The organism is Okeania sp. SIO3B5 (assembly GCF_010692555.1).
Classification (GTDB): Bacteria; Cyanobacteriota; Cyanobacteriia; order Cyanobacteriales; family Microcoleaceae; genus Okeania.
The window spans coordinates 1-16,053 of the sequence record NZ_JAAHHG010000208.1 but is presented as its reverse complement, the minus strand read 5'-3'; the positions used below and the strand labels follow the sequence as shown (position 1 = coordinate 16,053).

The following is a 16,053-nucleotide window of genomic DNA, read 5'->3' as shown; positions in this document are numbered from 1 at the left end:
TCCCCGCGTCCCCGCGTCCCCGCATCCCCGCGTCCCCGCATCCCCGCGTCCCCGCGTCCCCGCGTCCCCACGTCCCCGTGTCTCCGCGTCCCCGTGTCTATCGAGTTAGTGCTGGTACAAGAATCTTAGTTCTGGACATCTGATTAATCCAAGTCTGAGTATAAAAATTCAACCCTCTCAAAGTACAAACAATTGTCAGAGCAAAGAACAGTCCAAATACAATATGACAGACCATTAACAAGCCATAAACAGCAGCGACTGATGCTCCAAAAAACACTTGGTCTAAAGGTTTTCTCGGGGTTGTACCTGGATCGGTCACCATATAAAAGGTGAAGAGGACAAAAGCAACTCCTGTCATTGGCAGTAAGGCAGGTATCAAAGGCGTTTCAAAAACATAACTCCTCAATGCTGCTTGAAGGACAAAAGCTCCCAGCCATCCTGCAATCAATGGCAGTTTTCTGGTAAAGCGAGCATTGAGAAAAGTCCCGGTACAAACAATCAGTGCAGGTAAAATCCAATCTGCCCAACCGCTTAAATTTTCTGTAAATTGATAGGGGGGAGCAATACCTACCCAAGGAAACAACAGCAAGGTAATGGTAATACCAAAATTAGAAGGGTTGAAGAAATGTCGTTTTCCTTCAGGAAGGCGAAAAATTGCTTTTGAGCCAATAGCTACGGCGGTTGCAAAGGCGATGGGGAATAATCGCTCATTAGCATACAGCAGCATTGCCACAGCTAAAGCAGTAATATGAGCAGAAAGCAGAAAGTCGATAAAATTGCTGAAACTGCCGAGAAAACGGGGTTGCTGTCGATTTATCCTAGCATCAATAGTTTCTAGAAGGAGTTCGACACTGTAAGCAGTTACTAGAGCAACTATTGGTTGCGCCCAAGATTGTTCAAATCCTAATACGGTATGTCCTAGGATATTGAGGAAGGTGATTGCTATAGCAAAGCGGCGTAGTCCAGCTAATCGTTTGCTTTGGTAAAGGATAGATTTGGTCATAATAGTTGAAACCCAATGAAAAGTTTTGCCGTAATGGACTGAAATAATCAAACTGAAATTATTCAAAGCACAGTAATTAATGTTTCTTCTTTAGTGAAACTATTTTTTCCTTAGACCCCAAACTCCTGTTAATCCCACAAGGATGAGAGGAATAGTTGCAGAGGGTTCAGGAACAGTTTGACAAACAAGTTCCTGCGGTTCTAGTTCTGCAATAATTGCAAATTGCGAAATATTTACTTGACACTGTCGATGCTTTGAACTTGCTGATACTCCTGTAGTCAGAATAGATGTAAGATTAGCTACATGAATATCATTTTCATCAAACAATGCTGTTGTTGAGTTTAACGGCTTAAAGGTTATATCAAGTGAAGGAGGTGCGCTATCTGTTATTGATGCAATTTCAAAAGGATCTTTATTGTGTAGTGTCCCAAAAGGAGTACCACTGATTTCAAGAAACATATTAAAAAACGAATATGCCTTTGAGGAATCTTCAAAACTTTCCCCACAATCAGTTGCTGCAGTTTCACATTCGGCAGCAGCTCCCAAAGTTGGAGTTAAACCATTATTTCTACCTACGAGGAGAGTCCATCCTTCAGTAAAAGTACCAACTTCTCCTGTTGAATTCATAGATATCATCTCAAGATCTATTACCCCATTATGTCCGTCTACTGGTCTAAGTCCTGGAAAATTAATAGAATCATCTAATGGGTCACTTCTAACATTAATGACGTTAATTGCATTATCACTAGAAAAAACCCCATCTAAATCAGCTATACCATCCAGATTTATATCAATTCCAAGTTGACTTTCTCCTCGAATAAAGTTTGTCCCGCTTAAGCAGGTCTCAATCCAGTGAGAACCAGGAGGGCAAAATTCTCCCGAGTATGCTTTCTCTACATATCCCAAAAGCGCCATCGCACTAGCACTTAATCCTATAGCTCCAATTAGACTGCGACTTAACAATCTTGATGATTTAAAAATATTCACCTGATAATACTCCTGTAAATTTGATTTGATGAAGCTCCTCTATTGATTAGGTTTGGTTGGGTTCCGTTTGTTGCTTAACCTAACCTACAAAATTACAGAATCGTCTTACTTCAGAGAATGCTTTTTCTTCAAACCCCATGTTCCTGCGATTCCGAACAAGGCAAAAGCTACAGTCGCCGATGGTTCAGGGACTTGTGCCGCTGTAACAGCCGACCGACTACTGAATTGGTAGCTATCACCACCACCCGATCCTGTAAAAGCCAAGCTTAGTTTGACAGTACCACAACCAGGAGTATCGCAGGTGAGGATATTCTCTGTTGATAAAGGTCCGTAAACATGGTTATCTGGAGGACCAATAGGGAAAGAGACAGAAGAACCGAGACTGAAAGAATTTGCCGAAGAATTCACCAGATTACCCTCTGCATCCAAAAATTCATACCTCACCAATTCCGAAGTTGTCAAACTTACTCCGTCTCCAGATGCACTATTATCAGTCAGCAAACCAGACAGAGAACTTTCGACTAAGACACTGGGAGCGAAAGGAAAGGAAGTAAATGTGAGGTTGAATGAACTCGGGTCTCCAAAATCTAAGAAAGAAACCTCGAACTCCAAAACAGGATCGAGTAATATTGAAACTTGATTGAGTTGAATTTGATCGCCATCCGAACCTGGTATGGTTTGCAAAATTGGATTCAATAAATTGTATTCAACTTCATTTGTCTCTTCATGATAGATGGTGGCATGCAAAAATATAGGAACAGATTCACCGTTCACCTCTGTACCTATAGGAACGGTACAAATTTTGTCTGCGGGAATAAAAATATCCCCCTCTGGACAATATTGTGTTAAAGGTTGAACTGTAGATGCCTGTACTGTACTACTATATCCAAGGATTGTCGAAACCAGAATGGCACATAGCCAATATTTTTTGTCTTTTACACTCCCTAACATAGCTGAGTCTAGAGAACTTATTGTTTTCATCTGTCGATCTCCAATCAATAGTTGATATTATGATTCAGCGTTAGGGGTTAGCCTGCCTTAAAGTATTGTTTTTTTAATTTCGATAGTCCTGCTAGCCCTAAGAAACCTAGAGGGATAATTGATGAAGGTTCCGGAACAGAAGTAACAGGGGGAGCAAGGGGAGTCATTGCATGAACTTCTTGATAATAAGGCTTATCAAGACTTGAATCCTCAATAATCGGTCCGAAAAATACTCCTTCGGCATCAAATGGATCGAGATTTGTATAAGTACCAGAGCCAACCAACTCTGCGCCCTCTGCTGTGCCAACAAATACTAAAGGTCCATAATCTGGTGCAACTATTTGAGTATTGTCAGGAAGTCTTGCATCTGCAACAACTGGTAAATTAGCCCACCAACTGTTAGTACTTTGGTCAATGGTAATATATCCCGTTTCTTGGGGACCATAAAGTCGAATCAAAACAACAGAAGGATCTAGACCATAAGGTGATAAATCAACAACTTCCGTAGATTGTAGATTTAACTCGTGAATTAAAAGAGGCACGGTGCAAGTATCATCAACAAAAGTACAGTCTTCTAGTCGCTCTAATTTTGTGTCAGCCTCCGATAGCTCTGGATCAAACGGAGTTCCCACCAGGTCAACGATACCAATTCCAGGTAGGATGATGGAACTTGTGCCATCGCCAAAAGTTAGGAAGTAGTCAAAACCTTTATCCAGGTCTGCCGCTTTAGCAGTGTTTGGACTACCCAAAAACGCGATCGCACTAGCACTTAATCCCACAGCTCCAATTAGACTACGACTAACAAACTTTGATGATTTAAACATATTCACCTTATAATAGTTTTGTAAACTCTTGTAAATTTGATTTTATGAAGCTCCTCAGAGGAGCTTTTTTTCTTCCTAGCTCAAGCCAGAAATAGTATGTTGGTTTGCATTTGTTGCTTAACCAAACCTACAGAACTTCAGCTATTTACTTAGCTGTCAGATTCTTTCTTTCTCTTCAATCCCAACATTCCACCCAGTCCGAAAATAGATGCTAGAACCATGGAAGGTTCAGGAATTTTGTCTGTATGGCGAGCCCAAGCTGCACTATCGTCATATTCCAAAACTGTGAAGTTACCATCTGGCTCGAATGTCCCTTTTCCATTTCCATTGAAGAATTCCTGGCCTTGTGCCAAGACATTAGCGTCAGGATCTGTAAGTGAATCAACTAACTTCCAGTTGAACTCTAATGTATTCGTCCAAGTTGCCATATTATTTCCGACTTCCATAATCTCCATCGTCGTTATAGGTTGATCTCCCTTGCTATCATCAAGCATCAAAAATACGGTTTGATCGCCAAACTCAGCCACAGGAGCAACGCTTGTTAAATTGAGACTTTCAAATTGGAGACCAACTGTACATTTTCCTGTTGAGTCAAAATTACAATCATCTAATCGCCTCACAGCTGTATCAGTGCCTCCTGGCAAAACGGGAACCCCCTCAAAGAAAACACGATCCATGGGACCATCTTGGTCGAAATCCACCCATGTGCCACCAGCAGGAGTGAAAAGATAATCAGTCCCTGCATTAATACTTGCAGCCTTGGCAGCTTCTGGCACACCGAAAAGCGCGATCGCACTTAATCCTACAACACTGAGTCGGGTTGCTGTTTTCTTGATGCTGTTGCTTAATAAATTTGTTGAACTCATTATAATACTCCTGTAAATTTGATTTAATGAAGCTCCTCTGAGGAGCTTTTTTTTTCTCTTAGTAATTCAGTAGGTTGGGTTGACCCAAGCAAACCCAACATTGATCGGGGTTGGTGTGTTGGGTTGCGCTTGTCGCTTAACCCAACCTACTGAATTACAGAATCGTCTTACTTAAGGGACAGACTAAGAGATGATTATTCCTGAGTCTTGTTTTTGCGCTTGATACCAGCAACAGACCCTAACCCGAAGAAGAGAAGACCCAGGGTTGTTGAGGGTTCAGGAATAGTGGGAATATGTGCTTCGTTTAAAGTTATTCCCTCACGTTGATCATCCTGTGTTCCAAACATCTGATCAGGTCCGGCTGTAAATACATCCACAGGATCATTGGTAGAACAATAAACGATAGTACCATATTGAAACAAGTCACCTGTGCATCCATTTTCCACAGGGCCTTGCTGACCACCAACAGGTCCACTGCCAGGAAATGCACCTCCTAGTAGTGCCATTCCCCGATCTCCGTCTAAACGAATTCGCGTAGGTGTTAAACTTCCATTATTACTAAGACTTCCTATAGGAAGCCCTTGGATCTCAAAAAATACTTCAAAAAAACTATCGGCTAACGCTGATTCATCTTCTGGAGTACCAATATCATCTGTTCTTTGAGTAATTGCTCCGAAGGAATGTAAGCGTCCGTCATCTAGTCCGTTACCGATTCCATCACCAGCAATAATCGTGAAATCGCCAAAATCACTAGATGTTCCTGTTAGTCGAAGATCAAAAATCTCAGTTTCGATTGTGCCATTTGCTCCATCTCCTCTCCAAATTTTGGTAGGACCTGAAGCCGTTAAACTGACTGTTGTTTCAGGGATTCCGTCATCACCTAATAAATCCAATTCCAACTCAAAATTAAGTAGTGAATCAAACATATCAATACCACCAGGGCAGTCATTTACCCAACCAGGTGATCCAGACGGAAAATTCGCACCACAATCGATCGCTTTAGCTGACTCTGGAACACCGAAAATCGCGATCGCACTTAATCCCAAAGCTCCAATTAGACTACGAGTTACGAATCTTGATGATTTAAAAATATTCACCTATAATACTCCTGTAAATTTGATTTGATCAAGCTGCTGTGCAATACCTACTCAATTCCGGCAAAATCAGGATAAACCTTGCAATTACCAGTTTTGATGCTTGCTTCTTGCTTCAATCTAGGGAGTCGGCTCCTTCTAGTTCACAAGCGTAAATTCGGGTACAGCCTACCCTAGTTTTTTGATTAACTTCCCCTCTGAGGAGCTTTTTTCTTCCTAGCTCAAGCCAGAAAGAGGTTTTGCCGCTTCACCCAGCACCACTTGATGCCCACCAGGTAACAACAACAAACTTTCTCGGTGGACTTGCCCTTCTGTATCGCGCCACTGCAAATCCACTGGTAAAGGGGTTTCGTCCTGTATTTGACCTAAACCGAAGTGCAGTTCAGGACTCCTCGCCCCCGAATGCCCATTCCCGCCGTCTACCTGGGCAACTAACTGACGCCCGTCGGGGAGATGAACCGTAGCGGTTGCCCCGATGGCGGGAAAAACAAAATTCTTGCTGATTTTAGATGACTGATTTTCAATTGATTGAGAAATAGTTGGGGTTTGCCATAATTTCAGCGCCAAAAATGCTCCTGGATCAGGACTGTCATTACGATAGAAATAGGAATCTTCCCACTGATTAGCTACTGCAAAATCTAAATCTCCATCTCCATCTACGTCCGCTGTAGCAATACCACGAGTTACAAAAGGATTATCTAAACCTAATTCCTTAGCAATATCGTAATAGCGACCATTAGAATCACTGACAAAGAAAGGATTATGTTGATGTCCACTTAAATCATCTCCAGATTGAAAGTGAAACCAACTACCAGGAGATTTCAGCACTTCATCATTAGCGATCGCTAATTCCTGTAACTCTGGCCAACGATCGATCTTCCCTTTCCTAAATCCTGTCGCCTGTAGTGCTTCTAACACTCCATCATTATCAAAATCGCCAAATTTGGTATCCCAACCCCAGCCACTACGAGATAAACCTAAAGGTTCGCTGCGGTCAATGTATGGAGCAATACCTCGATTCATCTTATCCAATTCTCCTGTGCTAACAAAGAGAAAATGACTTTCTTCTAAGGCATATTCATTAGCAATATTACTCACATAGAGATCGAGTAAACCATCTTGGTTAATATCGCCGAAATCAATCCCCATACCTTTAAAGCCATCATGTCCTAACACTTTAGAATTAGGGGTAGTGAAACCCTTCTGACCTTCCAAAAGTGCAAATTGTGGTTTTCCTGGTTGAGAAAGATTGTGTAACAGTCGATCAGGACCAAAATCATTAGATAAGTAGATTTCCGGCAGAAGATCTCCATCTAAATCTGCTGTTCCCACTGCCAGTGTCCAACCATGGGCAATTTTATTGTCTAAAACTCCCTCAGCTTCTTGGAAATGAACAGTTGATTTCGTTGCTCCCGCCCACAGGAGAATACGATTCTTCCCGCCGTTATAAGCACGAGTCATAGAATGCTGCATTTCTTCAGTACCAGTGCCATTGGGGTTGATAATTTCTGCCCCATCCTGGAAGTAGTTCCCAATCATCAGATCGTTGTGTCCGTCGCCATCCAAGTCAGAAAAGGTAGCAGCATTGGTATACCAACGTTCGGGTTGATTTGGAACTTTAGATTTGAGATTTGGGATTATTTCTTGAGGAAGATAGTTAAGTGTGTAGACTGAGTTACCAGAATCTATTGCATTGTTAGTCACCGTCTCACTTCTTTGACGTAAAAATGCTACCGGAGTTCTTCCCCAGTAATAAACGAGAAGATCCATCAACCCATCTTCATTCAAATCTCCAGGAAGACAGCCCATTGGTGCCATAGTTGAAGCATCGTAGGGAAGATTTGTCGGCTTTAATTCAAAGGGTTGATAACGCTCTCCCGTCCCTGGCACTGGGGAAACGATCGCTCTATCTGTCCGTGTATCTACATAACAAGCATCGTTAGACAAGCGATCGCCATCGAGGTCATTAAGAGCAATAGAAGCTCCCACAGCAGAAATCCAAGCGGAATGACGCTCTAAACTAGGATGAACTGAACGTACAGATTTAGGTGTTCCTCCTGCTAATTCTGGCAAGGGGAAGGAAGTGAAATTAAATCGGGAGGCGATCGCTGCCTTTTCACTAACTGATAAAGCTGGGAGGCGGGTAAACCAGAATAAACCCAGAATTATGACAATTGCGATCAGTCTCTTGCTCTGAACTCGCATAAAATGAACTAATCCTATCATGCTGTTACCGAATAATTAAGGTTTAAAGCCTCTCCTTTCAAGGAGAAACAAGCGGTCGTTTGCTTCGCAACGCTGACGCGAAACGCGACAGCGGAACGGAGTTCTCTCTTCGGAGCTTCCCGTAGGGTGGAATAGCGTTTTGCTCCGCAATATATAAAGGGTTGGCGATAGCATTCCGCTAGGAAAGTGGCTCTGTCACTCTTCGGGTCTCCTCGCCATATCCAATCGACCAAAAGAAGAAAAAAATTTTATTACTTAGTCAATTATAATCCGTTTTCCAGGGGAGGTAAGAATTTATTATTAATAATTAACAATTAATTCTTCTATTGCAAAGTGAGCTTGAATTCGTTGTCGCCAGATTTCATAAGCTGGTTTTCTTTGCTTATAGGGCAAATTTTCTAAAGCCTTGTCCGTGATATCAGCCGCTGCCTCAGCACTAATACCACACAAAACTTGACAAGCCATCTCTGTATGATTCGTAAGGTTTTCAGCTCTCAGACGCGCCTTGGCAGCAAAGGCTGCTCCCTGACATAGTTGGGGTAAATAAGTTCCTGCTGCCGTGGATAGGAATTGTACTACTTCCTTGCTGACACCACCTGCATAGGTACAGGCTAACCCCACTCCACTCCACAAATCTGCCCGCCTGTTGGGAGGGAAATTTTGGATAGCTTGGGTAATGAGGTTAATATCTGCCCCATAGACGAACCAGAGACTCCTACCCAAACCTTGATCGAAGGCACTATAGGCATAACCAGACAGTTTTTTGGGAATTGCTATTCTCTCGACGTATTGATGCCAGTAAAAATATCCTTGGTGAAAGCCGTAGCCATCTAGTGCCAGCCAACCAAGTAAGGGATCGGGGAATAGATTTTTCTCCTCCATTTCTTTGAGATATCTATTGATGCCCCAAGGAAGGCGAGCTAAAGCCCATCCCATTCCTACATACACCATATAAATATGCTCACCTCCAGCATCTGCCAAGAACTGCTGCAAGCGGTTTCGTTTCCAAGGAGTCAGCCCATCAAGTAAGGCAAGTCCCATCCCTGCGCCTTCGTAGGCAAAGCCTCGCCACTCAGCTTCCACGGTGTTGAGGTGAGGAATTAGGGATTCTAGCCTGGTATCACTAATGGCTGCATGGTAGCCCTGCAAAAAAGTTTTGCCGATGGTTTCTAATCGCTGTTGAATATGAGGACTATTCGTTTTAAACCCCCGTCGGGCAACGGTTGCTTCTGCGGTGGAAATTACTAGCAAGCGCTGGCGTAACTTCACCCATAGTTGTAAAGGCTGAGACTTTGGGGAAGTCAGGGAGTAAAGACTTTGTTTTATGTCTTTATCTAGGTTAGATTTAGTTAAAATCTGGGTCATTTCAGTTATCAGTTATCAGTTATCAGTAGTTATCAGTTAGCCTCCTATGGTCGGAGCTACGCTATCAGTACCTCTGGCTGTTTGCGCAGCATTTCGTAGGAAAGCATTGGGATTGAAATACTGAAGTTGATTTTTTTCATCCCCTTAAAAGGGGAGGCTATTGACCTGCTTTTCTGGTCATATAAACAATCTCCGAATTGATAAAACTTATACAAAAAGTTCTAAGCTAATTTTTTATAGTGAGATTAAGTTTCAAAATTCAAGATATTATTCATAATACAGAATTTATACTGTAGCGATCGCTCACCTTTTTGTTCACCTATCCGTTCATTTACTGATTTAAATTGTTCAATTTTTCGACAATTTGTTCAGATATCTTCAAACTGTTTTTGTGGACAAGGCAGATAGAATATATGTCGGTTGTCGTTGACGTTTAGCCACGCTTAAGTCAATGCGACTCATTAATCTATCTAAGTGGGAACAAAGTCTACTACTATTAGTCAAGAAAATACTAATACCAGTTTAATAAATCTTTGCTACAAATACTTAGGTTACTGCTTAGGAGTCAGTAGACAGGGGTCAGGAATCGTATGGGAATAAGTTTTATACCACAGGACTTACGCATTAACGCTATTGGTAGTAGCGTGTCAAGCTGAAAATGGTGTATTAAATTTTTGAGTATAATTCTTGCTATGACTAAGGTTTGGAGAATTTTCCTAAAACACTATTTCAAGCTTGACGCGCCAGTAGTAATTTATCTTTTTCGTCCAATAGATATTTCCTACAAATTATTTTAATACTGCTGATTATTTGTAACATTCTTTTTTCAAATTGGTACAATTTGGTGCGTTACATTTCATTAACGCACCCTACTGGATTGTTTCATCTAAAAATGTGTATTAGTTTTTAACTTGAAAATTCTTAATGCATGACTTTTGACTTTTGACTTTTGAATTGAATCTAATGCACCATTTAAGGCGTGTCAGTCCACTACAAGATCGGCGATCGCACTTTTATATTAGATATCGCTGGTAGTTTTGCTTGCTGATTTGTGTTACTACTATCGCTAAACTCACTAACAGTTTCTTAGCTTTTCTGTTGACGCTTCAACATTGAACCTATTCCCAGCAAACCTAGAGCAAAAATACCTATAGCAGAACCAGGTTCGGGAACTGATATGCACTCATCTGGCGGAGTAGCACCACCACCTCCGTGAGGATTAACAACTGGAGGTGGGCAAAAATTACCACGGCTCATACCAATAACGCTGTCATCCGGGATTATGACAGTAAAGTCAGAACCAATTATTGGTGCAGCACTAGCGAATATGTTTTTATTGTCACCAATAGCTGTCGTAGCTCCAAGGTCTGTCACTTGGTAGACTTCAAGCGGACCACTCTCAGGAGGTAAGAAGTAGGTAAAGTCATCAATACCGTTATTGAAGCCAAAAAGAGTGATATCAAACAAGGCTGCTGGCTTATCCGGGTTAGTTGCATCAAAGTTGCCTATTAGTCGAAGCACCTCAATATCATCAGGCACATCTTCTATAAGAATATGAGCAGGTAGGCCACTACCATCAAGCATGGCATCGAAGGAAACAGGAGCGCCGATCAGGCTATCGCCATTAAGTGTAGAAGAATACCCCACAGCACTCTGCAAAGTGAATACACCCTCAGTGACCAGCATGCCATCTATCGTTAAATCGTGAGGTGGATTAATAGTAAGATCGAAAGCAAAAGCTGGCGCTCCAAGCAAAGAAAGGCCAAATGCAATTAAAGAAGTACGGGTAAAATTTTTAAACTGATAATTTTTCATAGTCTATATTGTTAAGCCTTGCGGGTAGAAGTATAATTTAATTCGTAAGTTTTATCGGTGAGATATAACTTCTGGTAATAGGTTCACAACAAATATAATTTGAGAATTTGGTGAAGCCTCACACTTAATTGGTATTAAGTAACTTTGACATCCTAACTATTTATAATTGCACAGTAATTCCACGGCGATCGCTCACCTTTTTGTTCACTTATCCGTTCATTTATTGATTAAAATTGTTCACTTTGTGTTCAGTTTAACTGCACAACTAAGCAAAATCTCTTATTTAAAGTAATATGGACAACATTATCTGGCAAAGTTGGACCAAGACTTGAACTACTCTAGTGTGCTTTGAAAAAATATTTTCTATAAATCAAAATCGATTTCATCAAGGCTTCTGAAAAAGCCGATCTAAAATATAGCAATATGATTTGAGTTGTGAGATATTGGAAACTTTTAGGGAACACCGGATCTGGGAACAGGGAACAGAGAAGAAGAAAAAACGTACCATGTTAATATAATAATTGCGATATTCTATACTTTTAAGGAACACTTAAATTCTCACAACTGATTCCTGATTGCTATATTAAAACCAATTTAAAAATCAAAATTATGGCCCTCAGTTCATTATTGTAGGGCACGCCATTATACCAAGCGTGATAAATGTTTGCTACATTTTCGCATTGCGGGGGAGTAGAGGAGTGGGTAGGGACGTTGCATGCAACGTCCGTACAGGGAGAGTTCATTAATTGATAATGGATAATGGATAATGGATAATTACCTCTGATTAAAACCGCTCTTGATTGAACATCAGGAGATATTATTTCTTCTCTTGGTAGATTGGATATGGTTAGGAAACCCATCCATCCCTCGACCGCTTTTTTTCCCCTTAAAAGGGGAGGCTTCAAGGCGCGAATTATTTAATTTTTAATAATTAATAATTCGGTAAAAGTAAGAATAATTAACAATAACTGGCTAATAATTATCAAAAAAAATATTTAATCTGTGTTAATTACTTAATAATTGAAGTGTCACTTAAATATAGCATTTTTTTTTAAAATTGGTATTACGACTAAAATATAAGCTGTGAAAAGTATGGAAAAATCTGTCGCCGGGCATCATTGAATATGTATTAGTCCACTATTATTATTAGGTGCGTTACATTTCATTAACACACCCTGCAAAATTGGCGATCGCACTTAATTGGTATGAAGTGAATTTGACATCCTACTGGACTGACACATCTAAAATGGTGCAATAAGTGTAGGTTGGGTTGAGGGATGTTAGCGAAGCTTATCCGTAGGATAAACCCAAAATTAGCAAGGTTTTGTTGGGTTTCCCTTCGGGAAGCTCCGCTAACACTGCCGTACCGCTACTTGGTGTGCAAGCTACAACCCAACCTACATTTTTAGGTGTGTCACGCCACTACCTATTTATAATTGCACAGTCATTCCACAGCGATCGCTCACTTTTCTGTTCATTTACCTATTCAAATTGTTCACTTTTCCGACAATTCCTTCAGATATATAGCAATGTGCGCTGGCATATTTACACATTATTTTTTGTACACCTTTTCGCTTACTGCACTTTGAGCTGGACATTGTAAATACCTGAGCGCTCATTGCTATAAGTAGCGATCGCTCACTTTTCTGTTCACCTATGCGTTCATTTACCTATTCAAATTGTTAATTTTTTGTACAATTCCACTGCACAACTGAGCAAAACTTTAAATTTAAATGTAGTATAGACAACATAATTATCTCCCAAAGTTGAACCAATACTTGAACTAATCTAGGGTGTGCGTGAAAAAATCTTATCTATAAGCGAAGGCAGCTATGCTGAGGGCAGAGAGAGGGCAGAAGGAACAATTGGATGGGGTTTCTAACCCCTTGTTCCCTTCGGTCACGAGAGAGGGCAGGAAGAACAATTCCCTTCTGCCTTCTGCCTCCTGCCTTCTGCCTTTCCTGATAAATCAAAGTCAATTTCATAAAAGCTCCTGAAAAATCTGACTTTAAATGTTAGTACCAATTTAAAAATAAATATTATGACCCTCAGAGCATCTCCACAAGGACTAAAAATAGTGGAGCAGGCTAGAAAACAGAAAAACTGGACAAAAGCTGCTCCCCAATGGCTAAAGGCTGCTTATACCTCCGAAGCAACCTTGAGAAGATTTTGGCGCGGAGAACCCATTAAACAAAGAACTTTTCAAGATATTTGTCAAGCTGTCAATGTTAATTGGCAAGAAATAGTTGAACAAAGTACACCTATAGTACCAGACTCCAATTTTCTTGGCCGGGAAGAGGCCATTAATGGTCTTAATCAGCTCATCGCCCAAGGAGCTAAATTGATTCTCATTCAAGGGGAAGGTGGTATAGGTAAAACTACTTTGGCCCGCTACTTTTTTGAGTCTCAAGGGTTTGATTTGACTATTAAATTGCATATTGCGATGGAAAAAGAAAATATCATCTCGGTGGAGTTAGTCATAGAGGAATGGTTGCAATGCTATTTTGCGGAAGAGCCAGGAAGAGAATTTGGCATTACTTTAGACCGTTTACGACGTAAGCTCCGAAATAGTACACAAAAGATTGGCATACTTATCGACCGTCTGGAACCAGCATTGCAAAGAGGTCGTTTTGTGCGTCAACATCGTTGCTACGCAGAATTATTGATGATGCTAGCCAGCCCAAATTCAAACTCTGTAACCCTACTTACCAGTCGCGAACAATTATCGGAACCGGGAGTTCAGGTAGAAATTTATCGTTTGACTGGGTTGAGTGAGGCTGCTTGGCAAGAGTTTTTTTGTAGTCACAAAGTTGAGATAGATACTGCTGCTTTAAAGGAAATGCACTGTGCTTACGGTGGTAATGCGGAAGCAATGTGTATTCTGGTTAATGCCATCCGCCTCGACTTTGAGGGAAATTTACAGGCTTATTGGCAAGAAAACCGTCACGACTTGCTTGTCGATCCGACTTTAGAAAATTTGATTGAAGGGCAGTTTGACAAACTTCAGAGCGATCATCCCCAAGCTGCTAGACTCCTTTTTAGACTGGGATGTTATCGCTATCAAGAAATTCCTATTTTACCCAAAGCAGCACTTTTATGTTTATTGTGGGATGTGCCAATATTCCGTCGGGAAAGAGTCATCAAAGCTTTACGCGATCGCGCTTTAATTGGGTGGAGTGAAGATGGCTATTACTTGCATCCTGTAATGCAGGCTAAGGCTAGAGAAAGGTTGAAGGGGGAGATTAGGGATAATATTGTGGGTAAGTTGGAGCAAGTAGAAACAGAGAAGGAAGAGTTTAAGGAGTGGTTGTTAGCAAACCGTGCTGCTGTCCAATTTTATCTCGATGTCGATGAAGTTGAGTCGGAAATAACTCAGAAATATGCTTTTGAGGCTATTGAGCATTTAGTAACTATTGGAGATTTTGAGGGATGTTGTAACGTTTTACTATATAAGATTTTAGCAGCAGATAAAATTGAAAATCTTAGGGGCACAGCTAACCTCTGGAATAATATGTCGCGGTTTATTGCTAGTAGCGAAAAAATCATCGATCACTTATCTGGAATACAAAGAGCGCTTCTTCTTATTCCTCTGGGAACAATTTATTCAGAAGTGGGCAAAAATAGTCAAGCGCTAAATATTAGCGAACAAATTATTGCTATTACTAGGGAAAAAGATGAGTCAGATGAAAAAGTTTGTTTTGCTCAGATGTCTGCTTATTCAATAGCAGGTAAAGCTTATCGTTATCTAGGGAATTTATACAAAGCTGAAGTGGCTTGTCAACAAGCTAATGAAATTGCTTCAAAGTCTGGTAAAAACTATTGGCAAGCTATAGCTTTTTATGGTTTAGGAGCAGTTTATCTGGAAAAAGATAGACCTAGAAAAGCTTTGCGTCATTTTTTTGGTGCAGCAATTTATGCCAAACTCGGTGGCATTACTCAAGAGTTGAAAGGGGATATGAAAAAGCTATTTGGATTACTATTTAATCCCACTAATGACCAAATAGCTGAAGTTCAAAAATTCTTTCAAAAATATAATCAGAATGAACGAGAAGACCGGATTAAAAAGTTTAATATTCTTTGGAATATTGCTCGATGTTTTAATGCAATGAAATCTTTTGAAGTGGCTAAGAAAATTTTAGATTTAGCTCAAAAATTACTGGAGCCAGACGATAATAATCAACAATGTTTATTAGCTTTAGAGTTGGCAATTTATTACTCTGCCAAAAAGCAAATACAAGTAGCGCAAAAATGTTATGAAAAAGCTTTAGATTTATCTATCAATCAAGGTGAAAAATGGTCAATAGCTTATCCACTAAAATGTTATGCTAATTGGCTTTATTCTCAAGGTAAATATTCGGAAGCTCTGACAAAATATAGGCATTTAGAAGAGTTACTGCAAGAAACTGAGTTTTACTCTATGCAAGCCTATAATTACTATTATCTAGGTCTAAGTATTTTACAGGTTCATCCTGAACAACAGCAACAAGCTCACTATTATCTGAAAAAAGTGAAAAATATTGCTAAAGAGGTAGAGTTAGTATTGTCTGAAAGATAGTAGGGAAGTGGCTCACACGGATTATGGCACGGATATACGGATATCAAAGGAAGTGGGGGAGTGGCTCACACGGATTATGGCACGGATATACGGATATCAAAGGAAGTGGGGGAGTGGCTCACACGGATTATGGCACGGATATACGGATATCAAAGGAAGTGGGGGAGTAGGGGAGTGGCTCACACGGATTATGGCACGGATATACGGATATCAAAGGGAGTGGGGGAGTAGGGGAGTAGGGGAGTGGCTCACACGGATTATGGCACGGATATACGGATATCAAAGGAAGTGGGGGAGTAGGGGAGTGGCTCACACGGATTATGGCACGGATATACGG

At 40.7% G+C, this 16,053-nt stretch carries 11 protein-coding genes; 2 read left to right on the top strand and 9 right to left on the bottom strand.

Annotation, left to right across the window (positions count from 1 at the left end):
- Positions 1 to 97: 97 nt before the first annotated feature.
- The 9 genes from F6K54_RS23910 to F6K54_RS23870 form a co-directional block, all read right to left on the bottom strand.
- Positions 98 to 1,003 (bottom strand): hypothetical protein, encoded by a 906-nt coding sequence (locus F6K54_RS23910; RefSeq protein ID WP_293082901.1) that lies wholly within the window; start codon positions 1,001 to 1,003, stop codon positions 98 to 100.
- Positions 1,004 to 1,102: 99 nt separating this feature from the next.
- Positions 1,103 to 1,990 carry a PEP-CTERM sorting domain-containing protein gene (locus F6K54_RS23905; protein ID WP_293082899.1) on the bottom strand — a complete coding sequence of 296 codons (888 nt, stop codon included), beginning with the start codon at positions 1,988 to 1,990 and terminating at the stop codon, positions 1,103 to 1,105.
- A gap of 105 nt (positions 1,991 to 2,095) precedes the next feature.
- The gene (locus F6K54_RS23900) at positions 2,096 to 2,971 is read right to left on the bottom strand and encodes a hypothetical protein (protein WP_293082896.1); all 876 of its coding nucleotides are present in this window, start codon (positions 2,969 to 2,971) and stop codon (positions 2,096 to 2,098) included.
- Between the two features lie 47 nt (positions 2,972 to 3,018).
- A complete protein-coding gene (locus F6K54_RS23895) occupies positions 3,019 to 3,795 on the bottom strand; it encodes a PEP-CTERM sorting domain-containing protein (RefSeq protein ID WP_293082893.1) in 777 nt (258 codons plus the stop codon).
- A gap of 149 nt (positions 3,796 to 3,944) precedes the next feature.
- Entirely contained in the window at positions 3,945 to 4,661 is a 717-nt protein-coding gene (locus F6K54_RS23890) for a PEP-CTERM sorting domain-containing protein (RefSeq protein ID WP_293082890.1), read from the bottom strand.
- Between the two features lie 194 nt (positions 4,662 to 4,855).
- Complete coding sequence (locus tag F6K54_RS23885) at positions 4,856 to 5,758, bottom strand: PEP-CTERM sorting domain-containing protein (protein WP_293082888.1); 903 nt, start codon at positions 5,756 to 5,758, stop codon at positions 4,856 to 4,858.
- Between the two features lie 213 nt (positions 5,759 to 5,971).
- Positions 5,972 to 7,960, bottom strand: coding sequence for a CRTAC1 family protein (locus F6K54_RS23880; RefSeq protein ID WP_293082885.1), 1,989 nt, complete (start codon positions 7,958 to 7,960; stop codon positions 5,972 to 5,974).
- A 321-nt stretch (positions 7,961 to 8,281) separates the two neighbouring features.
- On the bottom strand, positions 8,282 to 9,346 hold the full coding sequence (locus F6K54_RS23875) for a DUF1702 family protein (RefSeq protein ID WP_293082883.1): 1,065 nt from the start codon (positions 9,344 to 9,346) through the stop codon (positions 8,282 to 8,284).
- Between the two features lie 1,086 nt (positions 9,347 to 10,432).
- Positions 10,433 to 11,032, bottom strand: a complete 600-nt coding sequence (locus F6K54_RS23870) for a PEP-CTERM sorting domain-containing protein (protein WP_293082880.1) — start codon at positions 11,030 to 11,032, stop codon at positions 10,433 to 10,435.
- Positions 11,033 to 13,202: 2,170 nt separating this feature from the next.
- Here F6K54_RS23870 and F6K54_RS23865 point away from each other — a divergent pair.
- Positions 13,203 to 15,716 (top strand): tetratricopeptide repeat protein, encoded by a 2,514-nt coding sequence (locus tag F6K54_RS23865; protein WP_293082879.1) that lies wholly within the window; start codon positions 13,203 to 13,205, stop codon positions 15,714 to 15,716.
- Between the two features lie 76 nt (positions 15,717 to 15,792).
- Positions 15,793 to 16,053: hypothetical protein (locus tag F6K54_RS23860; protein WP_293082876.1), on the top strand; the 261-nt coding region annotated here is incomplete at its 3' end.

Coding starts and splice junctions, on each gene's coding strand:
- F6K54_RS23910 (WP_293082901.1), bottom strand. CDS start 1,003: ATGACCAAATCTATCCTTTACCAAAGCAAACGATTAGCTGGACTACGC.
- F6K54_RS23900 (WP_293082896.1), bottom strand. CDS start 2,971: ATGAAAACAATAAGTTCTCTAGACTCAGCTATGTTAGGGAGTGTAAAA.
- F6K54_RS23895 (WP_293082893.1), bottom strand. CDS start 3,795: ATGTTTAAATCATCAAAGTTTGTTAGTCGTAGTCTAATTGGAGCTGTG.
- F6K54_RS23890 (WP_293082890.1), bottom strand. CDS start 4,661: ATGAGTTCAACAAATTTATTAAGCAACAGCATCAAGAAAACAGCAACC.
- F6K54_RS23880 (WP_293082885.1), bottom strand. CDS start 7,960: ATGCGAGTTCAGAGCAAGAGACTGATCGCAATTGTCATAATTCTGGGT.
- F6K54_RS23875 (WP_293082883.1), bottom strand. CDS start 9,346: ATGACCCAGATTTTAACTAAATCTAACCTAGATAAAGACATAAAACAA.
- F6K54_RS23870 (WP_293082880.1), bottom strand. CDS start 11,032: ATGCTGGTCACTGAGGGTGTATTCACTTTGCAGAGTGCTGTGGGGTAT.
- F6K54_RS23865 (WP_293082879.1), top strand. CDS start 13,203: ATGACCCTCAGAGCATCTCCACAAGGACTAAAAATAGTGGAGCAGGCT.